Source organism: Sphingomonas lutea (assembly GCF_014396785.1).
Taxonomy (GTDB): Bacteria; Pseudomonadota; Alphaproteobacteria; order Sphingomonadales; family Sphingomonadaceae; genus Sphingomicrobium; species Sphingomicrobium luteum.
Window position 1 is genome coordinate 1,765,539 of the sequence record NZ_CP060718.1, and the last position, 22,177, is coordinate 1,787,715.

The 22,177-nt window shown below is 65.5% G+C and carries 24 protein-coding genes and 1 tRNA gene; 12 read left to right on the forward strand and 13 right to left on the reverse strand.

The window, feature by feature from the left end:
- The first annotated feature begins 12 nt into the window (after positions 1 to 12).
- From hemA to aguB, 9 genes are all read left to right on the forward strand, one after another.
- A complete protein-coding gene (hemA, locus tag H9L13_RS09130) occupies positions 13 to 1,224 on the forward strand; it encodes a 5-aminolevulinate synthase (protein WP_187537413.1) in 1,212 nt (403 codons plus the stop codon).
- A 291-nt stretch (positions 1,225 to 1,515) separates the two neighbouring features.
- Entirely contained in the window at positions 1,516 to 1,962 is a 447-nt protein-coding gene (gene rpiB, locus H9L13_RS09135) for a ribose 5-phosphate isomerase B (RefSeq protein WP_187537414.1), read from the forward strand.
- Positions 1,962 to 3,278, forward strand: a complete 1,317-nt coding sequence (locus H9L13_RS09140; RefSeq protein ID WP_187537415.1) for a serine hydroxymethyltransferase — start codon at positions 1,962 to 1,964, stop codon at positions 3,276 to 3,278. The genes rpiB and H9L13_RS09140 overlap by 1 nt, the downstream gene beginning before the upstream one ends.
- Positions 3,278 to 3,757 carry a transcriptional regulator NrdR gene (nrdR, locus tag H9L13_RS09145; protein WP_187537416.1) on the forward strand — a complete coding sequence of 160 codons (480 nt, stop codon included), beginning with the start codon at positions 3,278 to 3,280 and terminating at the stop codon, positions 3,755 to 3,757. The genes H9L13_RS09140 and nrdR overlap by 1 nt, the downstream gene beginning before the upstream one ends.
- On the forward strand, positions 3,754 to 4,173 hold the full coding sequence (locus tag H9L13_RS09150) for a GIY-YIG nuclease family protein (RefSeq protein ID WP_187537417.1): 420 nt from the start codon (positions 3,754 to 3,756) through the stop codon (positions 4,171 to 4,173). Before nrdR ends, H9L13_RS09150 begins: the two co-directional genes overlap by 4 nt.
- Positions 4,170 to 4,895, forward strand: coding sequence for an RNA methyltransferase (locus tag H9L13_RS09155; RefSeq protein WP_187537418.1), 726 nt, complete (start codon positions 4,170 to 4,172; stop codon positions 4,893 to 4,895). Before H9L13_RS09150 ends, H9L13_RS09155 begins: the two co-directional genes overlap by 4 nt.
- A 135-nt stretch (positions 4,896 to 5,030) precedes the next feature.
- Positions 5,031 to 5,645 (forward strand): 30S ribosomal protein S4, encoded by a 615-nt coding sequence (rpsD, locus tag H9L13_RS09160; protein ID WP_187537419.1) that lies wholly within the window; start codon positions 5,031 to 5,033, stop codon positions 5,643 to 5,645.
- A gap of 70 nt (positions 5,646 to 5,715) precedes the next feature.
- The gene (locus H9L13_RS09165) at positions 5,716 to 6,690 is read left to right on the forward strand and encodes an agmatine deiminase family protein (RefSeq protein WP_187537420.1); all 975 of its coding nucleotides are present in this window, start codon (positions 5,716 to 5,718) and stop codon (positions 6,688 to 6,690) included.
- Between the two features lie 133 nt (positions 6,691 to 6,823).
- The gene (aguB, locus tag H9L13_RS09170; RefSeq protein ID WP_187537421.1) at positions 6,824 to 7,675 is read left to right on the forward strand and encodes an N-carbamoylputrescine amidase; all 852 of its coding nucleotides are present in this window, start codon (positions 6,824 to 6,826) and stop codon (positions 7,673 to 7,675) included.
- Here aguB and H9L13_RS09175 read toward each other — a convergent pair.
- Positions 7,659 to 8,327, reverse strand: coding sequence for a uracil-DNA glycosylase (locus tag H9L13_RS09175; RefSeq protein WP_235090867.1), 669 nt, complete (start codon positions 8,325 to 8,327; stop codon positions 7,659 to 7,661). The genes aguB and H9L13_RS09175 overlap by 17 nt on opposite strands.
- A gap of 100 nt (positions 8,328 to 8,427) precedes the next feature.
- On the opposite strand from H9L13_RS09175, the gene folK reads away from it, so the two are divergent.
- On the forward strand, positions 8,428 to 8,919 hold the full coding sequence (folK, locus tag H9L13_RS09180; RefSeq protein WP_235090868.1) for a 2-amino-4-hydroxy-6-hydroxymethyldihydropteridine diphosphokinase: 492 nt from the start codon (positions 8,428 to 8,430) through the stop codon (positions 8,917 to 8,919).
- Positions 8,920 to 8,935: 16 nt separating this feature from the next.
- A tRNA-Lys gene (locus H9L13_RS09185) sits at positions 8,936 to 9,011 on the forward strand.
- A gap of 19 nt (positions 9,012 to 9,030) precedes the next feature.
- On the opposite strand, the gene H9L13_RS09190 is transcribed toward H9L13_RS09185, so the two are convergent.
- The 8 genes from H9L13_RS09190 to uvrC form a co-directional block, all read right to left on the reverse strand.
- Positions 9,031 to 10,383, reverse strand: coding sequence for an O-antigen ligase family protein (locus H9L13_RS09190; protein WP_187537422.1), 1,353 nt, complete (start codon positions 10,381 to 10,383; stop codon positions 9,031 to 9,033).
- Positions 10,376 to 11,545, reverse strand: a complete 1,170-nt coding sequence (locus tag H9L13_RS09195; protein WP_187537423.1) for a tetratricopeptide repeat protein — start codon at positions 11,543 to 11,545, stop codon at positions 10,376 to 10,378. The genes H9L13_RS09190 and H9L13_RS09195 overlap by 8 nt, the downstream gene beginning before the upstream one ends.
- Before the next feature lie 25 nt (positions 11,546 to 11,570).
- The gene (locus H9L13_RS09200; RefSeq protein ID WP_187537424.1) at positions 11,571 to 13,799 is read right to left on the reverse strand and encodes a GumC family protein; all 2,229 of its coding nucleotides are present in this window, start codon (positions 13,797 to 13,799) and stop codon (positions 11,571 to 11,573) included.
- A gap of 36 nt (positions 13,800 to 13,835) precedes the next feature.
- Positions 13,836 to 14,480 carry a polysaccharide biosynthesis/export family protein gene (locus H9L13_RS09205; protein WP_187537425.1) on the reverse strand — a complete coding sequence of 215 codons (645 nt, stop codon included), beginning with the start codon at positions 14,478 to 14,480 and terminating at the stop codon, positions 13,836 to 13,838.
- 152 nt (positions 14,481 to 14,632) lie between these two features.
- Positions 14,633 to 15,349, reverse strand: coding sequence for a metallophosphoesterase (locus H9L13_RS09210; protein ID WP_187537426.1), 717 nt, complete (start codon positions 15,347 to 15,349; stop codon positions 14,633 to 14,635).
- Between the two features lie 99 nt (positions 15,350 to 15,448).
- On the reverse strand, positions 15,449 to 15,847 hold the full coding sequence (gene apaG / locus H9L13_RS09215; protein WP_235090870.1) for a Co2+/Mg2+ efflux protein ApaG: 399 nt from the start codon (positions 15,845 to 15,847) through the stop codon (positions 15,449 to 15,451).
- 11 nt (positions 15,848 to 15,858) lie between these two features.
- Entirely contained in the window at positions 15,859 to 16,596 is a 738-nt protein-coding gene (gene recO / locus H9L13_RS09220) for a DNA repair protein RecO (RefSeq protein ID WP_187537427.1), read from the reverse strand.
- Between the two features lie 44 nt (positions 16,597 to 16,640).
- A complete protein-coding gene (uvrC, locus tag H9L13_RS09225) occupies positions 16,641 to 18,668 on the reverse strand; it encodes an excinuclease ABC subunit UvrC (RefSeq protein WP_187537428.1) in 2,028 nt (675 codons plus the stop codon).
- A gap of 14 nt (positions 18,669 to 18,682) precedes the next feature.
- Between uvrC and H9L13_RS09230 the strand changes: the two genes are divergently transcribed.
- Positions 18,683 to 19,147, forward strand: coding sequence for a GreA/GreB family elongation factor (locus tag H9L13_RS09230; protein WP_187537429.1), 465 nt, complete (start codon positions 18,683 to 18,685; stop codon positions 19,145 to 19,147).
- Positions 19,148 to 19,169: 22 nt separating this feature from the next.
- Here the strand turns inward: H9L13_RS09230 and H9L13_RS09235 are convergent, their stop codons facing one another.
- The 4 genes from H9L13_RS09235 to H9L13_RS09250 form a co-directional block, all read right to left on the reverse strand.
- Positions 19,170 to 19,361 (reverse strand): hypothetical protein, encoded by a 192-nt coding sequence (locus tag H9L13_RS09235; protein WP_187537430.1) that lies wholly within the window; start codon positions 19,359 to 19,361, stop codon positions 19,170 to 19,172.
- Between the two features lie 100 nt (positions 19,362 to 19,461).
- Positions 19,462 to 20,178 (reverse strand): aspartate/glutamate racemase family protein, encoded by a 717-nt coding sequence (locus H9L13_RS09240; RefSeq protein ID WP_187537431.1) that lies wholly within the window; start codon positions 20,176 to 20,178, stop codon positions 19,462 to 19,464.
- Between the two features lie 146 nt (positions 20,179 to 20,324).
- Complete coding sequence (locus tag H9L13_RS09245; protein WP_187537432.1) at positions 20,325 to 21,734, reverse strand: NAD(P)(+) transhydrogenase (Re/Si-specific) subunit beta; 1,410 nt, start codon at positions 21,732 to 21,734, stop codon at positions 20,325 to 20,327.
- Positions 21,727 to 22,038: an NAD(P) transhydrogenase subunit alpha part 2 gene (locus H9L13_RS09250; protein ID WP_187537433.1), complete on the reverse strand. Its 312-nt coding sequence runs from the start codon at positions 22,036 to 22,038 to the stop codon at positions 21,727 to 21,729. The genes H9L13_RS09245 and H9L13_RS09250 overlap by 8 nt, the downstream gene beginning before the upstream one ends.
- Positions 22,039 to 22,177 lie beyond the last annotated feature (139 nt).

A 22,177-nucleotide genomic window follows, 5' to 3' on the forward strand; every position in this document is an offset into this window, starting at 1 on the left:
CGAGGCCGATCCTTGAATTACGACGCCATCTTCCAGTCCGCGATCGACCGCCTTCACGAAGAAGGCCGGTACCGCGTGTTCATCGATATCCTGCGCACTAAGGGGCAATATCCCAACGCGCGCTGCTTCGGCGGCAATGGCCCCAAGCCGATCACCGTGTGGTGCTCCAACGACTATCTCGGCATGGGCCAGCACCCGGACGTGATTGCGGCGATGGAGGCCGCGCTGCACGACGTCGGCGCCGGCTCGGGCGGCACGCGCAACATCGGCGGCAACACCCACTTCCACATCCAGCTCGAAGCCGAGCTCGCCGACCTTCACCACAAGGAAGCGGCGCTGCTCTTCACCTCGGGCTATGTCTCGAACGAAGCCGCGCTGTCGACGCTCGGCAAGCTCCTTCCCGGCTGCGTCATCTTCTCTGACGAGCTCAATCACGCCTCGATGATCGCGGGGATCAAGAATTCGGGCTGCGAGAAGCGCGTCTTCAAGCACAATGACCTCGACCATCTCGAGCAATTGCTGCGCGAGGAAGATCCCGAAACGCCCAAGCTGATCGCGTTCGAAAGCGTCTATTCGATGGACGGCGACATCGCGCCGATCGCGGCCATCTGCGACCTCGCCGACAAGTATAACGCCCTCACTTACCTCGACGAAGTCCACGCCGTCGGCATGTACGGCGCGCGCGGCGGCGGGATTTCCGAGCGCGACGGAGTCGCACAGCGGGTAACCCTGATCGAAGGCACGCTCGGCAAGGCGTTCGGCGTGATGGGCGGCTACGTCACCGCGTCACGCATGATCATTGACTGCATTCGCAGCTATGCGCCCGGCTTCATCTTCACCACTTCGCTGTCGCCGGTGCTCGTCGCCGGCGCGCTTGCCAGCGTCCGCCACCTCAAGGTCAGCGCCGCCGAGCGTGAGGCGCAGCAGCAATCGGCGGCGATGCTCAAGGAGAAATTCGGTGAAGCCGGCCTGCCGCTGATGCCCAGCGTCACGCATATCGTGCCGCTGCTGGTCGGCTGCCCGGTCAAGGCCAAGCGCATCAGCGACATCCTGCTTGCCGAATATGGCTTCTACGTTCAGCCGATCAATTTCCCCACCGTCCCGCGCGGGACCGAGCGGCTGCGCTTCACACCCGGTCCCCATCACAGGGCGGACATGATGGACTCGCTGACCGCCGCATTGGTGGAAATCTGGAGCCGCCAGGAGATTCGGCTCGCCGCCTGAACTTCGCACTGTCCTACAGCCGCCACTTTCGGTTAAGCGCGGGCCGTGGCCGCACTTCCTCCAACATTCGTCATTCCGCATGCGCAACGGCTCGCCCCGTTGTCGCGCCTGAGCACGGCGGCGAGCTTTGGCGGCTTTCGCCAAGCGCGGCAGCTTGCCGCAGTTGCGCGCGTGAGCAGTGCGACCTTTAGTGACTTTTCGCCTCTGCGACGGCCTGCCCCGGCCTCGCGCGTGAACACCGCGACCTTTTGTGACTTTCCGCTGCCCGGCTGGCCCGTCTAGGAACGCCGGATGCGCATCGCCCTCGCCGCCGACCATGCCGGATTTCAACTGAAGGACGAACTCGCCGCCTGGCTGCGCGAGCAGGGGCATGAGGTCGTCGACCTTGGCACCAATGCGCCCGACAGCGTCGACTATCCCGAATATGGCTCGAAGCTCGCGCGCGCCGTGGCGTCGGGGGAGGCCGAGCGCGGTGTTGCCGTCTGCGGCTCGGGGATCGGCATCTCGATCGCCGTCAATCGCGAGCCCAAATGCCGCTGCGCCCGCGTCGACGACCCGCTGTCGGCCGCGCTCGCCCGTGAGCATAATGACGCCAACGTCCTCGCCCTGGGCGCTCGGCTGGTCGGGCCGGACATGGCCAAGGCCTGCGTCAGCGCGTTCCTCGGCACCGATTTCGCCGGCGGCCGCCATCAGCGGCGCGTCGATCAACTGTCTCACCTTCTGCAGGATTCCGACTGATGGCCACCGCCGCCGAACTTGTGTCCGACCTTAACTATCGCGTGCCCGCGGGGTTCTTCAGCAACGGCGTCGCCGCCTCCGATCCAGCGGTTGACGCGGGGATCAAGGCGGAGCTCGAACGCGAGCAGACCCAAATCGAGCTGATCGCGTCGGAAAATATCGTCAGCCGCGCGGTGCTCGAAGCGCAGGGCTCGGTGCTCACCAACAAATATGCGGAAGGCTATCCCGGCCGCCGCTATTATCAGGGCTGCGGGCCGTCGGATACGGTCGAGACGCTGGCGATCGAGCGCGCCAAGCAATTGTTCGGCTGCGGCTTCGCCAACGTCCAGCCGCATTCGGGCGCGCAGGCCAATGGCGCGGTGATGCTGGCGCTGACCAAGCCCGGCGACACGATCCTGGGCATGAGCCTCGACGCCGGTGGCCACCTCACGCACGGCGCCAAGCCCGCTTTGTCGGGCAAATGGTTCAACGCCGTTCAATATGGCGTCCGGCGCGACGACGATCTGATCGATTTCGATGAGGTCGAGGCTCTTGCCAAGGCGCATCGCCCGACCCTCATCATCGCCGGTGGTTCGGCCTATCCGCGCCACATCGACTTCGCCCGCTTCCGCGCCATTGCCGATGAAGTCGGGGCGACCTTCATGGTCGACATGGCGCACTTCGCCGGCCTCGTCGCCGCGGGCGAGCATCCCTCGCCGTTTGGCCATGCGCATGTCGTCACCACGACCACGCACAAGACGCTGCGCGGCCCGCGCGGCGGCATGGTGCTGACCGATGACGAAGCCATTGCCAAGAAGATCAATTCGGCCGTCTTCCCCGGCCTTCAGGGCGGCCCGCTGATGCACGTCATCGCCGCCAAGGCGGTTGCGTTCGGCGAGGCGCTCCAGCCCGAATTCAAGACCTACGCCAAGGCGGTGATCGCCAACGCCCGCACGCTTGCTGGCCGCCTCAAGGAACGCGGCGCGGATCTCGTTGCGGGCGGCACCGACACGCACCTGGCACTGGTCGACCTGCGCCCGCTTGGCCTGACCGGCAAGGACGCCGACGAAAGCCTCGAGCATTCCGGCATCACCTGCAACAAGAACGGCGTCCCGTTCGATCCGCTGCCGCCGATGAAGACCAGCGGCATTCGCGTCGGATCTCCCGCGGGCACCACGCGCGGCTTCGGCGAGGCGGAATTCCGGGAGATCGGCGACATGGTTGCCGACGTCCTCGACGGCCTCGTCAAGAATGGCCCCGAGAATAACGGCGAAGTCGAGCGCGCGGTCAACGCCCGGGTGCGTGATCTTTGCGCGCGCTTTCCTATTTATAGCTGATGCGCTGCCCCTTCTGCGCCCACGAAGACAGCCAGGTTAAGGACAGCCGCCCGAGCGAGGACGCATCCGCGATCCGCCGCCGCCGCCAGTGCGAGGCTTGCGGGGCGCGCTTCACCACCTTTGAGCGGGTGCAATTGCGCGAACTGACGGTGCTCAAGAAGGACGGCAAGCGTCAGCCGTTCGACCGCGACAAGCTCGCGCGCGCCATCGGCCACGCCACCCGCAAGCGCGAGATCTCGCCCGAGAAGATCGACCGCCTGATCAGCGGCGTCCAGCGTCAGCTCGAGACCCGCGGCGACGAAGTAAAAACCGCGCAGATCGGAGAGGCGGTGATGACCGGTCTCAAGGCGCTCGACCACGTCGCCTACATCCGTTTTGCGAGCATCTACAAGGACTTCAGCGACCCCGGCGACTTCGCCGAAATCGCCGAGCGTGTGGAGAAGGAGGCGGTGCCGCCCGGGCAGGACAAGCTGATTTGAGCTTCTGGGCGTACATTTTGCGCTGTGCGGACGGTAGCTATTACGTGGGACACACCGAAGAGTTGGACGTCCGGATCGGTGCCCACCAATCGGGGCTGATCGAAGGATACACGAACACGCGCCTGCCGGTGACGCGGGTGTGGAGCCAGGAGTTCACGACCCGCGGGGAAGCGCTCGATGCCGAGCGGCAAATCAAGGGCTGGTCCCGCGCGAAAAAGGAGGCGCTGATCCGGGGGGATTGGGACGGGGTTCAGGTCCTGTCCCGCAAGCTCTTCGTCCGTGCGTCCTTCGATACGCCGCCGGTGGCGGCTACTCAGGATGAGCGGGCTGAACACGATGAAAATATCCCGCTCATCCTGAGTAGCGAACGAAGCAATAGCGAAGGGCGCGTATCGAAGGACGCACGCCGTCAATGACTCCGCCAATCATCATCCTCGTCCGCCCCCAGCTCGGCCAGAACATCGGTAAGGCCGCCCGCGCCATGCTCAACTTCGGCCTTACCGAACTGCGCCTTGTCACCCCGCGCGATGGCTGGCCCAACCCCGACGCGGGCCCCTCGGCCAGCGGCGCCGACATCGTGCTCGAACGCGCCCAACTGTTCGACACAGTCGAAGCCGCCATCGCTGATTGCGCGTTGGTTTTCGCCTCCACCGTCCGCCGCCGCGACCTCGTCATGCCCGTCATCGGGCCGGAGGAGATGGCGACGCAAATCCATGCATCGCCCCAGCGCTCCGCGATCCTGTTCGGGCCCGAACGTTCGGGGCTGGAGACCGAGGACGTGGCGCTCGCCAACGCCATCGTCACGGTGCCGATCAATCCCGATTTCGGCTCGCTCAACCTCGCCCAGGCGGTGATCCTGCTGGCCTATGAATGGTCGCGGCGATCTGCCTTGTCGCAACCCCCAGCGAAGGAGCTCGAAACCCCAGCACCGCACGGCGAGATCGACGGGCTGATCAACCAGCTCGACGCCGAACTCGTTGCGAAAGGCTATTTCCATCCGCCGTCGCGGACCCAGGCGACACGCAACACCATCCGCACCATCTTCACCAAGACCGGCTGGTCGTCGCGCGAGGTCAAGGCGGTGCGCGGCATCATCCGTGCCCTCGTCGGGCCAAGCCGGAACCGCTCCGAAACTTGACCTCTTGGCACCTCTCGCCTAGGTGCGCCGCTCGCAATTGACCCTGCACGTCCGGTGAAGCGGTGGTCGCGTCAGGCATCTTGGCCTGGCGGTGCGGTTCCGGACATACTCGAAACGCGAATTGGAGAATGAACTGTGACGAAGCGCACCAGCGCCAAATATAAGCTCGACCGCCGCATGGGCGAAAATGTCTTCGGACGCCCCAAGAGCCCGGTCAACCGCCGCGAATATGGTCCCGGTCAGCACGGCCAGCGCCGCAAGAGCAAGATTAGTGACTTCGGCATCCAGCTGCGCGCCAAGCAGAAGCTCAAGGGCTATTACGGCGACATCACCGAAAAGCAGTTCAAGAAGAATTATTTCGACGCCAGCCGCATGAAGGGCGACGCCAGCCAGAATCTCATCGGTCTGCTTGAGCAGCGCCTCGACATGGTCGTTTACCGCGCCAAGTTCGCGCCGACGATCTGGGCCGCGCGCCAGCTGGTCAGCCACGGCCACATCCGCGTCAACGGCGTGAAGTGCAACATCGCCAGCCGCCGCGTGAACGTGAATGACGTGGTCGAGCTGGGTTCGAAGGCGCAGGAAATGGCGCTGGTCATCGAAGCGCAAAGCCTCGCCGAGCGCGACATTCCTGATTACGTCGTTCCCGACGGCACCTCGAAGGTCACCTTCACCCGCGTGCCCAAGCTCGACGAAGTGCCCTATCCGGTGCGGATGGAGCCCAATCTCGTGATCGAATTCTACTCGCGCTGACCTTGGGTTCGGCACGGACAATCAGGGCGGCCCTCGCGGGTCGCCTTTTTTGTTGCTAGCGCGCGGCACCATGGTGCAACCGCCACTTCCCGAATGGGCGCCGCATGAGACGGTGTGGATCGGATTTCCGAGCGATCCCGAGCTGTGGCTTGCGGATTTGAAAGAGGCGGAGTGCGAAGTCGCGGCGTTTGCCGAGGCGGTCCATGCCGGCGGTGCGGGCGAGCGGGTGATCCTCGTCGTGGCGCATGAGGACGCCGCCGCCGCGGCGCGCCGGCTCGCGCCTTTCGCCGACATTCTGGTCGAGCCGTTCGGCGACATCTGGCTGCGCGATACGGGCGCGATCGTCACGGGAACGGGCAAGGCGCGGCGCGCGCAGGGCTTTTGCTTCAACGGCTGGGGCGGAAAGTACGATCTGCCCGGCGACGACAGCATCGGGGAGCGCCTCGCTACGCATGCCGGGCTGCCATATGCGAAGGCCGACTGGATTCTCGAGGGCGGTGCGATCGACCATGACGGATCGGGAACGGCCATCACCACCGAGCAATGCCTGCTCAACCCCAATCGCAACGCGCTCGGCCGCGACGAGGTCGAGGCGCGGTTGCTGCGCGACCTCGGCTTCGATCAGGTGATCTGGCTCGGCGAGGGCCTGGTCAACGACCATACCGACGGCCATGTCGACAATCTCGCGCGGTTCGTCGCGCCCGGCCGCGTGGCGATTCCGACGCCCGCGAGGGATGATCCCAACGAGGCCGTCTATCGCGACGCGGCGAAGCGGCTGCGCGGCACCCGGCTCGATATCGTCAACCTCCCCTCGCCGGGGCGCATCCAGAGCGAAGACGGCGACATCATCCCGGCGAGCTATATGAATTTCTACATCGGCAATGCCGCGGTGGTGGTCCCGCAATATGGTGCGCCCAACGACCGCGCGGCGGTGGATGTGGTGCAGGCCCTCTTCCCCGATCGCCGCGCGGTGGGCCTGCGCGCGGATCACATCCTGACCGGCGGGGGCAGCTTTCACTGCATCAGCCAGCAGGTGCCAGTCTGACGCCCCTCACCCGCTCATCCTGAGTAGTATCAAAGACGCGTATCGAAGGACCGCGGGTGGTTCGATACGCCGCTGTTGCGGCTACTAGCATGAGCGGGTTGGGCGAAGTGCGAATACTCCCTATGTGCGCGCCATGACCAAGCTCACAGTCGCCGCGCTCCAGCTCGCGTTCACCGAGGACACCGCCGCCAACATCCGCGCGGTGAGCGATCTCGTGCGCGAGGCTGCGGCGAAAGGCGCCGAGGTCGTGTTGCCACCTGAACTATTCGAAGGCCCCTATTTCTGCCGCGTCGAGGACGAGAGCCTGTTCGCCACCGCGCGCCCGACGGCGGAGCACCCGTCGGTGCTGGCGATGCAGGAGCTCGCCGCGGAGCTGAAAATCTGGATCCCGACCAGCTTTTTCGAGCTCGACGGCCCGCACCATTACAACAGCCTCGCGATGGTCGGTCCCGACGGCAGCGTCGCAGGCGTCTATCGCAAGAGCCACATCCCCGACGGCCCAGGCTATGAGGAGAAATTCTACTTCCGCCCCGGGAATACGGGCTTCAAAGTGTGGGACGGGCCGCACAAGGCGACACTCGGCGTCGGCGTGTGCTGGGACCAATGGTATCCCGAAACCGCGCGCGCGATGGTGCTGATGGGCGCGGACATATTGTTTTACCCGACCGCGATCGGCACCGAGCCGCACGATCCCGACCTCGACACCAGCCGGCTATGGCGCCGGGCGATGATCGGCCATGCGGTGTCGAACGTGGTCCCCGTCGTCGCCGCCAACCGCATCGGCACCGAACACGGCCAGCGCTTCTACGGCCACAGCTTCATCTGCGACGAACGCGGCGACATGCTGGCGGAATTTGGCGCGGAGGAGACCGGCGTGCTGGTCGCGGAGCTCGACCTCGCCGCCGCCAAGAAACACCGTGCGGCATTTGGGTTTTTCAGAGACCGGCGGCCCGAGCTTTACGGGCGGCTTACGCAGGACGTTTGAGGGCCGTCGTAAATACCGCCTCAAACATGGCCGCGTCGAGCCGCCGCGTATTCTGGTTGTAGCGGCTGCAGTGGTAGCTATCGATCAACCGCCTGCTGCCGGGAAGCGCGTGCGTTGCACCATGCGCGAATTTGGTTCGTGCAACCGGCACTTCGAACGACCGGCACAAGCTGTCGTGCGCGACCTTTCCAAGGGCGATGAAGGTGGTCAGCCGCGGCAGCGACGCAATCCCCTCCATCAGGAATGGCCGACAATTGGCTTCTTCCTGCGGCAGCGTCTTGTTCTGCGGCGGCAGGCATTTGACGGCGTTGAGGATGATCGCGCCCTTCAAGCGCAGCCCGTCGCCGGGGTCGGCGCGATACTCGCCTTCGGCCAGCCCGAACTTGAGCAGGGTCGCGTAAAGCAGGTCCCCGGCGTAATCCCCGGTGAACGGCCGCCCGGTACGGTTGGCACCGTGCTTGCCGGGCGCAAGGCCGATGATCGCCAGCCAGGCCTGGGGATCGCCGAACGCCGGTACGGGCGCGTTCCACCAGTCGAGATGCTCGGCGCGGCATTCGTGCCGCAGCGCCACCAGCCGCGGGCATAAAGGGCAGTCGCGCGGCGCTTCGGCTTGCGGCAGCGGCGATCGGTCGGCGGGTTGTATTGCGGTCACCCCTCCCACTTACCGTTCGTCCTGAGCTTGTCGAAGGGCGTTCTTTTCTGCGTCCGTCACGGCTAACGCCCTTCGACTTCGCTCAGGACGAACATACGCCTTGCCAACCATCAATCACCTTTACGCCATCGCCATCGGTTCGAACCGCCCGCACGGCCGTCACGGTCGCCCGACGGGCGTGGTTGAGGCGGCGATTGCCCGGCTCGACCGCGACTTTGGGCTGTTCGACGCCTCGCCGATCGTCCTCAACGCCGCGCATGGCGGCGCGGGGCGCGACTTCGCCAATGCCGTCGCGATCGTCGAGAGCGATCTCGATCCGCTCGAGCTGCTCGCCCAGCTCAAGGCGGTCGAGGGCGAATTCGGCCGCCGCCGCGGTCGCCGCTGGGGGGCGCGCGTGCTCGACCTCGACATCGTCTTGTGGAGCGGGGGGAAATTTCGGCAGCGTGGCCTGACCATTCCACATCGTGCGCTTGCGACGCGTAGCTTCGTGCTCCAGCCGCTCGCCGCCATTGCGCCCGGATGGCGGGTCGAAGGCGGATTAAGCGTGCGCCATCTTGCGCACCGCCTTGCCCGACGCGCCCGGCGCGGGTAACCGGCGCGAGGCGCGTGGGCCCTTAGCTCAGTCGGTAGAGCAACTGACTTTTAATCAGTAGGTCGCTGGTTCGAATCCAGCAGGGCTCACCAGCCACCCTCGATCCGGGAACTAGCCGATCCCCATATGACGCGTCGGACGAAGCGCGGTCGCGTCCTCGCGCTTGCGCAGGGCAACGGTCATCAGGCCGAGGCACATCGCGAAGACGGCGCCCAGCGCGGCGGTGCGCAGCGGATAATCGACCAGGCTGTGCAGCAGGATCGCGGCGGATGCGATCGCTGCGGCCCGGGCAAAAGGCGACGAGGCCGCTGACCGCCACACCCCACCGGCGGTGAGCGCCCACCAGCCGAGAAATGCAACGATCAGCAAGATCCCCGGAAGGCCCAGCTCAAGCGCCAGTTCGAGATAGTCGTTGTGCGCGTGATTGGTGGCCACGCGGTCGGTCGTGTCGGGATCCTCGTAGTACCGATACACCGGGCGGAAGGTGCCGAGGCCGGACCCGAACGGCAAGAATTCGCGCGCGGCGGCGATCGTCGTCCGCGCCATTTCGGCGCGCGCACTGACCGACACTGAAGACCCAAGCATGCGATCGCCGACCGGGCCCAGCGCGACTGCCCCCGCGGCAACGGCAAGCAAGGCCAGCACCGGCACGGCCCAGCCGCGAACCATGTTCCGCGCCCGCGGCAACAGCATCAGGCTGGCCCCCGCGGCCGGCACGGCAAGGATCAGCGCAGCCGCGGAGCGATTGAGCGCGATGCCGACGGCAACGACGAGCGCGACACCGACCAGCACGGCGGCGATCCCCGCCCGTTGCTGCGTCTTGCGCCCGCGCGCGGCGACGAACAGCGCGGCGATGAATGGCAGGCTGACGACCAGCAGCTGCCCCATATGGTTGGCGTTGGCAAAGAAGCCGACGGCAAGCCCGAACGACGATTGCGGATAAAAATACCACGAAGAGGTCCCGTCCTCACCGCCGGCGACCTGAAGCACGCCAAGCAGGATCGCGGCGAGCGTGGCAAGGATCAGCGCCAGCGCCAGCCACGTCCCGCGATAGGCGCGCAGGCGGACGACGGCGCAGTACATGGCGACCGCCGGGATCGCGCGCAGCACAGTCGCGATCGTGTCGTGCGGCGTCAAGGATAGCGACATCGCCGGGAGCGGCTGTCCTAGGATGCGAAAGTCGGCGGCCAGGCCCGCGCGTCCACCAAGGCCAGACCAGATTGCAGCGGGCAGCGGGATCAATTGGAGGACGACCACGATCAGCGCGGCCAGCGCTAGCCAGGCCAATGCGCGCGCCTTGCCCGTCAGCGGTTCGCTTGGCGGTGCGAGCGCCGACCAGGCGATGATCGCGACCCCCGTTAGCTGCAGCAGGACGTTGGTCCAGATGCCTTGCGCGCTGCCGCCAAGCGTCAGGCACATCAGGAGGTAGAGCGGGGCGACCCCGTGGCGCATTCGGTCAGCCATCGGCGCCGTCCCGGGTCAGGCGAACCTCACGCACGATGACGTCGCTGGGCTGGGGCATGTCGGCGGCCGAACCCACCAGCTCGACGCGCTGCGCGGGGCAATTGCCCGCGATGTCGAAGACAAACCCTTTGGCCCCCATGTCCTTGAGTGCCCGCAACGCGATTTCGCTGTTCGTGCTGACGCACCATATCCGCCAGCGCAGGCCTGCACTTCGCGCACCACTGCCTGAAGCGGGTGCCGCAAGGCGGTAACGGCCGGGCCGCAGCAGGGTAAGCTGAGCCGCCAGCACTCCGTCTTCGCGCCCGTGGTAGATGACGTGGAGCCCGCCACCGCGCTGCCGCTCGGCAAGGCCCACGCCGGACGAGGTCAGGCTCCAATTGAAGGGCGGCGGCGCCGTGCCGTCGCTGAAGGTGGGATCGAACAGCAGCGCAGTGCCCGGGCGGGCGCCTGAGACAGCCATCCATACGCGCCTGGCTTCGGCATAGCGTCCGACCCGCACGAGATTGTCGATGAGTTGCGGCAGCCAGATGACGCCCGCGCTCTTACGCGTTGACAAAGCGAGGACCGCCTCGGCGTTGGCGGCATCGGCGGCGAGCGCCTGCATGGTGGCTTGCTCGAGCAAAGGTTCGGCCCGGAACAAGGCCCGCAGCTGCGGCCAGGTTGCGCGCTGCGACGCGAATGTCGCGACATAAGGGGCAAGGCTCGCGACGCCGTTGGGCGCGAGCCGCGCAAGGACGGCAATTTCGCGCAAGCCCGCCGCAGCATTGCCCTGGCGAAGATAGAGGTCAGCCAGAAAATACCGCGCGGGGAGCGATTGCGGGTCGCGGGACCTGGCGGCGGCGAATGCGCGCAGCGCCGACGCCACGTCGCCGCCAAGCTGGGCTTGGATACCGCGGACGAGATACGGTTCGGGCGCAAGCGGCGCTTTTGCGGCCGTCTTGGCGATCCCGGCCAAGACCGCGTCCGGAATGGGTTGCCGTGCGCGCGTCGCCGCGGCGATCGAGGTCATGCCCTGCGCTATTCGCACGTCCGGATGTCCCGGCCAAACCGCCGCTGCAGTCTCGGGGCGCAAGGCGGCGAAGCTATCGACCATCCCCTGCCGCACGATTTGGGCAGCCACAAGCACGGCAATCACCGCAACCAGAATGCGACGCACGGCCATCGGTGCACTCATCGCGGCGCGTCGATCAGGCGTCGCTATCCTGCGGGATCATCAGGATTTCGGTCCGCTTCCCGCGCACCTTTTCCTGCCCGTAGCCATAGCCGTAGCCATAACCATAGCCCTTGTAGCCGTAGCCCCCACGATGCTCGGTCGACTTGGTCAGGATCGCGCCCAGGACGTGCGTGCCGGTCGCTTCCAGCCGGTTGAGCGCTTCGATCGCGGCGCGCGTGCGGGTCTTGCCGCTTTCGATCGCGAAGAGGACGTTGCCCGCAACCGCCGAAAGCAACGGCGAGTCGGCCAGCCCCAGGGTCGGCGGGCCGTCGATCACGATCACATCGAACATGCCTTCTGCCTCGGCGATCACCTTGCGGATGCGGCCGGTGGCGAGGAGGTCGGCGGGGTTCGGCGGGACCGGCCCGCTTGGCAGCAGCCAAAGTTTCTCATGCTGGGTTTCGACCACATGCGCAGCAACACTGTCTTCGGTGGTCAGGAGCTTGCTGAGGCCGACCTTGTCATTGGCGGACTTGAAGGCGGGCTTGCGCAAGTCGCCATCGATCAGAAGTACGCGCCGTTCGCGGCGCGCCAGGTTCTGCGCAATGGCCAAGGCGCTGGAGGACTTGCCCTCGGCGGGTCGCGTGCTGGTCATCAGCAGCACCTTGGGCATCCCCGATTCCGTGCTGTAGCGGAGCGCGGCGACGATTGCCGAATAGGCTTCCGAGACCATGGATGTCGGATTTTTCAAATCTTCGACGAACGTATCCTTCGCCGCCGTCCTGGGCACGGTGCCGAGGCACGCCAGCTGCAGCTTTGTGCGGATATCCTCCCGCGTTTTGATCGTATCGTTGATGAATTCGAGGCCCACCGCGCCCGCAATGCCGGCGAGCAGCCCGAATGCGATGCCCGCCAACAGATTGAACAGCAGATTGGGCTTGAACGGCGCGCCTGGAACTTCACCGCGATCGACCACCGAGACGGGCGCAACCCCGATGCCGCCGGCAACGCCGATCTGCTTGTAGCGTTGCAAGAGCGCGTCGTAGAGGCTGCGGTTGGTATCCACCTCCCGCTGATAGATGTTGTACTGGATGCTGCGACCGCGAAGGTTCAGCACCGCGCCCTTGAGCTGCGCCACTCGCGCCTGAAGCGCCTGTTCGGCGGATTGAGCCGCGCGATAGTCGGCCAGCAAACTATTGGTCCGCCCCGATTGCATTTGACCGCCTTCGCGCGAGATGGCGGCGTCAAGCTCGTTAATCTGTGACTGCAGTGCCAGCATCTCCGGATGGTCCGGCTTCATGAAGGTCCGCTTCTGCTGGTAATCGGCCTGAAGCAGCGCACGCTGCTGTCGCAAGGCCTGGGTGCTCGCGGTGACATCGCTGGTCTGTCCAACCGACTGGGACTGACGGTAGGCGCCCTCCGCCGCAACCCGGCGCGCCGTCGCTTCCGACAAGGCCCGGTTCAGCGCAATGAGCGATTCCCCTTGCAGCGAGCTGGCGTCCGACGCGGGCTTGCCGTCCGTCCCTTGCGCGGTGGTGATGATGCCTTGCGCCTGCGCATAAGCAACCAGCGCTCGTTCGGACTTTTCGAGATCGCCGCGAGTCTTTGAAATCTGCCGTTCGAGGAAATTGCGCGCATAGGCCGACGCCTCGTAGCGTCGCTGAAGCGCGGAGTTGATGAAGCTGTCCGCAATGCCGTTGGCAATCATGGCCGCGAGCTGCGGGGAGGTGTCCGAATAGCTGAAACGGATCAGCTGCCCCTCTTCCGGCGGAATGACTCGAAGCCCCCCATGGACTTTCGCGGTCGCCATCTTCAGCCGGGTGCTGGCATCGGCATCCTGCGGCACGAAATCGGCATTATTGGCGAGGTTCAGTTCCTGCGCAGTCCGCTGGGCGACGCTCTTGCTGGCCAGGAGGCCCGCCTGCGTCGCGATGAAATCGAAAGAATTGGTGCTCGTCCGTTCGCGTTCTCGCGTGTCGTCCTCGCTCACGGACACGCTCGGGGGGTTGGCTTCCAGCGTGACCGACGAACGGTAGACCGGCGTTGTCAGCAGGGTAACGACGATTGCCACGGCAACCCCCACCGCAACCGCAGCAAGGATCAGCCAGCGCCAATGCTGGACGATCCGCAGGAAAGAGTTGAGGTCGAGGATGTTGGCGGCGGAATAGACCCTCTGCCCCGGCTGGAGCTGCGACGCGCCACCGGGAAGATATTGCTGGATCGGCCACGGCCCCTGGTCCGGAACGGTGATGCTATTATTCAATTACCGAAACTCCGGATTAGACTTACGCCCGTCATCTTAGAACGGTCGAAAAGCTGCAAACAACGGAAAGCCCTGAAGGATGCGCTTGAACGTCTCCTTGATGGCGGATCCGTCGACCACGACGATATCGCCCGGATAAAGCTTGGGATCCTCCATTTGCCCGCGGCGAATGGCGACCAGATCGAACGCGGCGGCCTGGCGCTGACCGTTGACGGTGCGGAAAACCGCGATCCGGCGCGGATTGGCGTCCTCTGTCGTCCCCTTGGCAAGCGCGACCGCGCGCAGCAGGCTGCTCGACCCGATGGTCGGGAAAGCGCCCGGTTCACGTACCGCGCCATCGACGGTAACGACGCGCGTCGTCGACTCCTTGATGCCGACGCTGACGTCAGGATTCTCAAGGTATTTCTCGCCAAGTCGAGCGGTCAGCTCGCGGTCCAGCTCGGCGGTCGAAAGGTTGACCGCCTTTACCTCGCCAATCAGCGGCATCGAGATATTGCCGGCGAGATCCACCGTATAGTCGCTGCTGAGATCGGTCATCTTGAGCACCTTGATCTCGACCTTGTCGAGGGGTGCGATGCGGTATCCGGTCTCGAGCGGGACCACCGTCGGGGCGTCGGGCAACGGAAGCGCGACATTGTAAGGAATGGGGCCGCCACGGCCTTCGGCGCATGCCGTAAGCACGCAAAGCAGCGACAAAGCGGGCAGCGTCAAGAATCGTTGACGCGTGGATATCGGGGCTAGAGACACTGAATCACCTCGCAGAAGAACGCGCACTACCCCCAATCGAACGAGATTCCCCGGCACGGCGTGAGTAATCCCCATGATGGAGCGAATCAATGCGCGGCCGGAATTGGGGCGCCTGCCGATTGCCGAGTGTCGATGAACCAACGCTTACCCTGATCGATCGCAAGGGCCGTCAGGACGCCGGTGGCATAAGCGCCGGTGTCGATGCCGATGCGATTGGGACGCTCCTCGACCTCCTTGCAGATCGTGTGGCCGTGGACAACAACGAATCCATGATCGCCCTCGTGCAGAAGGAACGGGTCGCGGATCCATCGCAAGTCCTTCTGAAGCTGCGAATCGAGATCGACACCGGGACGAACGCCCGCATGAACGAAAAGATAGTCGCCGAATTTGAAGGTGTCCCCGAAGCTTTCCAGGAACGTCTTATGCTCCTCCGGGATCGCCGCCCGGATCCGCGCGAGGGCATGATCGGCTGAAAGCGATCGGATCTCGCCCGGCTCTTCACCGTAGCTGCGCAGGCATTCGGCACCGCCAAATCGAAGCCAGCCATTGATCAGATCGTCTTCGCCCGCAAGGATCCGCAACAGGACTTCCTCGTGGTTGCCCAGCAGGAAGACGGTCCGGACTCCCTCATGACCATAATTGCGAAGGCGCTCAACGACTTGCGCGGAACTGGGACCACGGTCGATCAGGTCGCCGACGAATGCCAAAACGATGTCCGCGTTCTTCCGCGCGGACATATCCGCCTCGATACGGCCGAGGAGCTGCTCAAGCAGGTCGAGACGACCATGCACGTCGCCAATCACATAGGCACGGTAATTCGGGGACCGGACGGATAGGCAGGCTTGCGGGAAAACATGAACATCCGGCCCTAAACGACTGCCGCATCAAGAAGCTGCAAGGGCCTAGGCGCTAAGCAGCGGGAAGCGCGGAATGTCGACATCGAAGGCCGTTCCGTCCTCATCGACCATGCGATACGTGCCGGACATCTCACCACTCGGCGTATCAAGCGGGCAGCCTGACACATAGTCGAAGCTGGCGCCGGGGCCGATCAGCGGCATTTCGCCCACCACGCCTTCGCCATGCACCTCATGAACCGTGCCGCGCCCGTCCACGATGCGCCAGCTGCGCGACAACAGCTGCACCGCCACGTCGCCGCCGTTTTCGATACGCACGTGATACGACCAGAACCAGCGTTGCGACGCGGGGTCGGATTGTTCGGCGAGATAGCTGACCGCCACCCTGACCGCGATTCCGCGGGTCAGCGCAACGTTCGGAAACAGCATCGCCAATGTGTCGTCCATCACCGCGCCACCTAAGCAAGACCGCCCGCGCGGCGCAACCGTTCGACGAGCCGCGCCCGCGCGTCGAGCAAGTGCGCCGAGCGCCCGGTAAGGATGTCGCGGGCCATGAAATGCCCCGTGATATCGAGCCCTTGGGCGATATCTTCCCACGTGCCCCGCCCGCCCGCGCGCATGAACGCGGGCAGGGGGAACAGCTTTTCGGCATAGGGTTCGGCGTGAAGCGCACTGACCGCGCGTCCCGAGGCGGGGCTGACCGCGACAACGTCGTCGCGCGACCCCGACACCGCGCAAGTGTCGAGGTCGAGGCCGAAGCCCATTTCGGCGAGCAGGAGCAATTCATATTGCACCAGGGCGGCGCCCCACCCCGCGGCGGACGGTGCGGCTTCGATCGCTTCCAGCAATCCGTCGAGCAACGCATATAGCCGCGGATAGGATTGCCCCTCCGGAAGCGCCGCTGCGGTGAGCACAGTCGCCCATTCGATCGCGGCGGACGGAATCGGCTCGGACAGGAGCGGGCCGCGGCTATGCAACAGCTCCAGCGCCGCGTGGGGCAGCTGCGAGTCGGTGCGGGCCGACAGCTGCGCTTGGACCACATTACCGCCGATCAGCATCGGCCGCATGCGCCGGCCCCCGGCACCGCGGACATATGCCGCAACCAGCCCCTCGCCTGGGGTCATCAGGCGCACGATCGCGCCATGCTCGCCATGGGTCCGCAGCGCGCAGACGATGGCGCGGGTGGTCAGGCGCATGGAAGGCCCCTTCTCCCCCGCGGGGAGAGGGTGGCGTTGCTGCGCTACCCCCGCGGATGGAAATAATCATAGACCTGCCGCGCGGTCGCCTTGCTGATGCCCGGCGCTTTTTCGAGATCCTCCAGCGCCGCGCCCTTGACCGCGCGCGCCGTGCCAAAGTGCATCAGCAGCGCGCGCTTGCGGTTGGGGCCGATACCGGGGACTTCATCGAGCGTGCTCGTCGTCAGGCTCTTGGCGCGCTTGGCGCGGTGGGTGCCGATGGCGAAGCGGTGCGCCTCGTCGCGCAGCCGCTGGAGGTAGAACAGCAGAGGCGAATTGGTCGGAAAGGTCAGCTCGCGCCCGCCGGGCAGGTGGAACACCTCCCTGCCCTCGCGTCCGTGATGCGGCCCCTTGGCGACGCCGACGACCGGCACGTCGTGGACGCCCATGTCCTCCATCACCTCGCACACCGCCGAAAGCTGCCCCTTGCCCCCGTCGATCAGCACCAGATCGGGCCAGTCGCCGCTGGTGCGGTCGGGATCTTCCTTTTCCAGCCGCGCGAACCGCCGTTCGAGGACTTCGCGCATCATGCCGAAGTCGTCGTTGGTCTGCGCGGTCTTGATGTTGAACTTGCGATAGCTGTTCTTGCGCAGGCCCTCGGGGCCCGCGACGACCATCGCGCCGGTCGCGTTGGTGCCCATGATGTGGCTGTTGTCATAGACTTCGATGCGCTTGGGCACCTCGGGCAGCTCGAACGCGTCGGCCAGTTCGCGCAGCACGCGCGTCTGCGTCGTCGTCTCCGCCATCCGCCGGTCGAGCGCCTCTTCCGCGTTGCGTTTGGCCTGGTCGAGCAATTTGCGCCGCGTACCGCGCTGGGGCTGCTCGATCACCACCTTGCGCTCCGCCCGCGCGCTCAGCGCCTCTTCCAATACCTCGCGCTCGAGCAGCTCGCGGTCGACCAGGATGCGCTTGGGCGGCGGCATGTCCTCGTAAAATTGGACGAGGAAGCTCGCCAGCACTTCGGCCTCGGGCACGTCATTGGTGTGCGCGGGGAAGAAGGCTCGGTGCCCCCAATTCTGCCCGCCGCGGATGAAAAAGGCCTGGATCGACATCGTCCCGCCCTTGCACGCGAGCGCAAACACGTCGGCGTCGCCTAGCCCCTCGGCATGCACCGTCTGGCTGCCCTGGATGTACGTCAGCGCGCGCAGCCGGTCGCGATAGACCGCGGCGAGCTCATAATCGTGCCGCTCGGCGGCTTCCGCCATCGATTTGGACAGGCGCGCCTGCACCCCGGTCGACTTGCCTGCGAGGAACGCCTGCGCATCGTCGACCAGCTCCGCATAGTCGGCCTGCGCAATACGCCCGACGCACGGCGCCGAGCAGCGCTTGATTTGATACAGCAAGCACGGCCGCGAGCGGTTGGCGAAGAAGCTATCCGAGCAGCTGCGCAACAGGAACAGCTTCTGCAGTGCGTTGAGCGTCCGCGTCACCGATCCGGCGGAGGCGAACGGCCCGTAATATTGCCCCTTGATGCGCCGCGCGCCGCGATGCTTTTGCACCCGCGGAAAGGCATGATCCTCGCGCAGCAGGATGAAGGGGAAGCTTTTGTCGTCGCGCAGCAGCACGTTGTAGGCGGGGCGGAAGCGCTTGATCAGCTGCGCTTCGAGCAGCAGCGCCTCGGCCTCGGTCCGCGTGGTGACGATGGTCATCGACCGCGTCTGGCTGACCATTCGCTGCAGCCGCTTGGGCAGCTTGGTCACCTGGGTGTAGCTGTTGACCCGATTGCGCAGCACCCGCGCCTTCCCCACGTACAGCACGTCACCGCGCGCATCCTGCATCCGGTACACCCCCGGCCGCGACGGCAGCGTCTTCAGCACGTTGCGGATCGCCGCGATCCCCGCCTCCAGGTCGGGCGCCTCGCTCCCGCGCACCGAATAGGTCGCCGCATCCTCATTGAAGCGCGCGGCGGCATTGGGCTGGTCGGGACGATCGGCCTTAGTCACGCGGGGTGATTTAGGGTTTCGGCCGCAGGGATGCGAGGACGGAAATGGGCTTTGATGAAACGGCGACCCAGGCGCTTCACGGCCAATCATGCTAAACCGCCCGGATGAGCGTCGCCTTTCGCCGTGAGAGTGATGAAGAGCATCTCGAGCCCAAGTTCGAGCTGCCGATCCCGCCTGGGCCCAACCTCGTCACCAGGCGCGGGCTGTCGCTGATCGAACAGCGCAATGCGGAGCTTGAGGGCCGGCTTGCGGCGGAATTGCCCGAGGACGAGCGCAAGGCCGTGCTGCGTGACGCGCGCTACTGGCGGCAGCGCCTCGCCAGCGCGCAGCTCGCACCCACGCCCGATGGCGAGACGGTGGCCATCGGGACGCGCGTGACAATATTGCAGGGCAAGACGCGCAAGACGCTGGAAATCGTCGGGCACGACGAGGCCGATCCGGCCGAGAAGCGTATCACCTTCGCGTCCCCGTTGGCGCGCGCAATGCTCGGCGCCAACGTCGGCGAGGTCGTCGATTATCGAGACGACGAGACGATCGAGATCGTAGCCATTGAGGTGCGGCCCGACTGATCGGGTCGGGCCGCTCGGTTCGCTACTCGCGCGTGGTTGCTACGCTGGTAACCTGATCATCCTCGTTGGCGACGATGACGGTTTCGGCACCGTTGGTGCCCTGCATGCGCAGGATGCGGCGGTTCTGGACGCTGCGCCAGCCCACCGCCACGATCAACGCGCAGACGGCAAGGCCGAACATGATGGCCATGAGATTGCTTGCGGATTCGGTCATTTTTCGTTCCCCTGAGTTCAGATGTTCAGGGGAGAAAACCGCCTGCCCGGGACAAAGGGTGCGCGTGGCCGCAATGCTTCCCGATCTGGGACGAAGCGCCTCACGCGGCGGCGCGCGCTTCTTCTTGCTCGCTCAGCATCCAATCGACCGCGGCGCGGGCGTGGATCGCGGTTGAATCGTAGACCGGCAGCACGTTGGCGCGGACGTCGACGGCGAGCACCAGCTCGGTGCAGCCGAGCACGATCGCCTGGACCTTTTGCTTCTGGAGCTCGGTGATCAGGGTCTTGAGTTTGCGCTGGCTGTCGCGGACGACGCGGCCGGCGGCGAGCTCTTCAAAGATGATCCGGTCGACTTCGCGCATCCAACCCGCCTCGATCGGTGCCAGGGTGATGCCGCGCGCTTCCAGCCGGTCGCGGACGTGGCCCTCGGTCATGGTGAAGCGCGTGCCGAGCAGCGCGACGCGCCCGCGGCGGTCGGCGACGATGCGATCGGCGACGGCATCGCCGATGTGAAGCAGCTGGATGCCGACCGCGGCGGCGACATCGTCATAGACCATGTGGCCGGTGTTTGAGGCGATCAGGCCGCCCTCGGCCCCGCCATGTTCGAGATTGCGCATCGCCTGCGTGGTCGCGGCGGCAACCCCCGCCCAGTCGCCCGCCAGCTCCATTTCAGCGATCGGGGCGAGGTCGAGACTTTCGACTGCCAGCCGCGCGCTGTGCAGCCCGCCAAGCCGATAGGCGATCGCGCGGTTGATATGATCGTAATAAAGCGCGGTGGACGCCCAGCTCGTCCCCCCAACGATTCCCAGCTTGCGCAACGTTCGACCCCTTCCCGATGAGCGGCGCCAGCGAGATCGCGCGCGCCCAAAACGCTTGTCACGCAAGGCGAAGCTGCCGCGCAAGCGGTAACGAACCGGGTTAGCGGAAGTTGAATCGAAAATCGGTGGATTGTTCGGAAAAGCCGTCAGCCGAGGTTCTTGACGATCTCCTCGACCATCTTCTTGGCGTCGGCGAGGAGCATCATCGTATTGTCGCGGTAGAAGAGCTCGTTATCGACGCCGGCATAGCCGACCCCGCCCATTGATCTTTTGATAAACAACACGGTGCGGGCCTTTTCGACGTCGAGCACGGGCATGCCGTAGATCGGCGAGCTCTTGTCGGTCTTGGCCGCGGGGTTGGTGACGTCATTGGCGCCGATGACGAATGCGACATCGGTCTGCGCGAATTCGCTGTTGATATCCTCCAGCTCGAACACGTCGTCGTACGGCACATTGGCCTCGGCCAGAAGCACGTTCATGTGCCCCGGCATTCGCCCCGCGACGGGGTGGATCGCATATTTGACGCGCACCCCTTCCTTCTTGAGCAGGTCGCCCATCTCGCGCAGTGCGTGCTGCGCCTGGCTCACCGCCATGCCGTAGCCGGGGACGATGATCACCTGGTCGGCCTGCTTCATCAGGAACGCCGCATCCTCGGCCGATCCGCGCTTGTACGGCCGGTCGATCGCCGCCGCCGCGCCGCCCGCGACCGCATCGCCGCCAAAGCCGCCAGCGATCACCGAGATGAAGCTGCGGTTCATCGCCCGGCACATGATGTAGCTGAGGATCGCGCCCGAGCTGCCGACCAGCGCCCCGGTAATGATCATCGCGCTGTTGTGCAGCGTGAACCCCATCGCCGCCGCGGCCCAGCCCGAATAGCTGTTGAGCATCGAGATCACGACCGGCATGTCGGCCCCGCCGATCGGGATGATGAGCAAGAAGCCGATGGCGAAGCTCAGTGCCGCGACCGTCCAGAACACCCACGGCGACTGATCGACCGTGAAATACGCGATCAGCCCGAGAATCGCCGCCAGCGTCGCCAAGTTGATGACATGGCGCAGCGGGAGCAGGATCGGCTTGCCGCTCATATTGCCGTTAAGCTTGAGGAAGGCGATCACCGAGCCGGAGAAGGTGATCGCGCCGATCGCTACGCCGAGGCCCATTTCGATGCGGCTGACCGGCTCGATGCCATCGGGCCCGAGGATGCCGAACGCGCCGGGATTGAGGAACGCCGCCGCGCCGACCAGTACTGCGGCCATGCCAACGAGGCTATGAAAGGCCGCAACCAGCTGCGGCATCGCCGTCATCTGGATCTTGCGTGCGGTGATCAAACCGATGCCGCCGCCGATCGCCACCGCGGCGAGGATTTCGGGCAGGCTTGCAATCTCATGCACCGCGAGCGTCGTCACGACCGCAATGGCCATGCCGATCATCCCCGCGCGGTTGCCGCGGCGGCTGCTTTCCGGGCTCGACAGTCCGCGCAGCGCGAGGATGAAGCAGACCCCGGCGATCAGATAGGCGATCAGCACCCAGGCGGGCGTCGCCGCCGCCTCATGCATGGGTCTTGTCTCCCTGCGGAACCGGACGCTCCTTCTTCTTGTACATCGCGAGCATCCGAGCGGTGACTGCGAAGCCGCCGAAGATGTTGACGCTCGCCAGCACCACGCCGAGCAGGCCGAGCCACTTCGCCGCCGGGCTCGCCGCCGAAGCCGCCGCGATCAGCGCGCCGACGATGATCACTGACGAGATGGCGTTGGTCACGCTCATCAGCGGGGTGTGAAGCGCGGGGGTTACCGACCAGACGACATAATAGCCGACGAAGCAGGACAGCACGAAGATCGACAGGATTGAAACGAAGTCCATGAGCCCTCCGCCAAGCAGCAGGCGTTTGTGGCCGCTCGCTTCCAGGCTGTCGAGAGGGGTTTGGAATGGAGGTTCAACGCGCCGGACCGAACGTTGTTAATTCGAACGGGGTTATCGAATTAATAACCTTTCCCCGCGC

What these genes read in the sequence shown, in the direction of transcription:
- rpiB (WP_187537414.1), top strand. Translation starts at nt 1,516, where the DNA reads ATGCGCATCGCCCTCGCCGCCGACCATGCCGGATTTCAACTGAAGGAC.
- H9L13_RS09140 (WP_187537415.1), top strand. Translation starts at nt 1,962, where the DNA reads ATGGCCACCGCCGCCGAACTTGTGTCCGACCTTAACTATCGCGTGCCC.
- nrdR (WP_187537416.1), top strand. Translation starts at nt 3,278, where the DNA reads ATGCGCTGCCCCTTCTGCGCCCACGAAGACAGCCAGGTTAAGGACAGC.
- H9L13_RS09155 (WP_187537418.1), top strand. Translation starts at nt 4,170, where the DNA reads ATGACTCCGCCAATCATCATCCTCGTCCGCCCCCAGCTCGGCCAGAAC.
- H9L13_RS09165 (WP_187537420.1), top strand. Translation starts at nt 5,716, where the DNA reads ATGGTGCAACCGCCACTTCCCGAATGGGCGCCGCATGAGACGGTGTGG.
- aguB (WP_187537421.1), top strand. Translation starts at nt 6,824, where the DNA reads ATGACCAAGCTCACAGTCGCCGCGCTCCAGCTCGCGTTCACCGAGGAC.
- H9L13_RS09190 (WP_187537422.1), bottom strand. Translation starts at nt 10,383, where the DNA reads ATGGCTGACCGAATGCGCCACGGGGTCGCCCCGCTCTACCTCCTGATG.
- H9L13_RS09195 (WP_187537423.1), bottom strand. Translation starts at nt 11,545, where the DNA reads ATGGCCGTGCGTCGCATTCTGGTTGCGGTGATTGCCGTGCTTGTGGCT.
- apaG (WP_235090870.1), bottom strand. Translation starts at nt 15,847, where the DNA reads ATGGACGACACATTGGCGATGCTGTTTCCGAACGTTGCGCTGACCCGC.
- recO (WP_187537427.1), bottom strand. Translation starts at nt 16,596, where the DNA reads ATGCGCCTGACCACCCGCGCCATCGTCTGCGCGCTGCGGACCCATGGC.
- uvrC (WP_187537428.1), bottom strand. Translation starts at nt 18,668, where the DNA reads ATGATTGGCCGTGAAGCGCCTGGGTCGCCGTTTCATCAAAGCCCATTT.
- H9L13_RS09230 (WP_187537429.1), top strand. Translation starts at nt 18,683, where the DNA reads ATGAGCGTCGCCTTTCGCCGTGAGAGTGATGAAGAGCATCTCGAGCCC.
- H9L13_RS09235 (WP_187537430.1), bottom strand. Translation starts at nt 19,361, where the DNA reads ATGACCGAATCCGCAAGCAATCTCATGGCCATCATGTTCGGCCTTGCC.
- H9L13_RS09245 (WP_187537432.1), bottom strand. Translation starts at nt 21,734, where the DNA reads ATGCATGAGGCGGCGGCGACGCCCGCCTGGGTGCTGATCGCCTATCTG.
- H9L13_RS09250 (WP_187537433.1), bottom strand. Translation starts at nt 22,038, where the DNA reads ATGGACTTCGTTTCAATCCTGTCGATCTTCGTGCTGTCCTGCTTCGTC.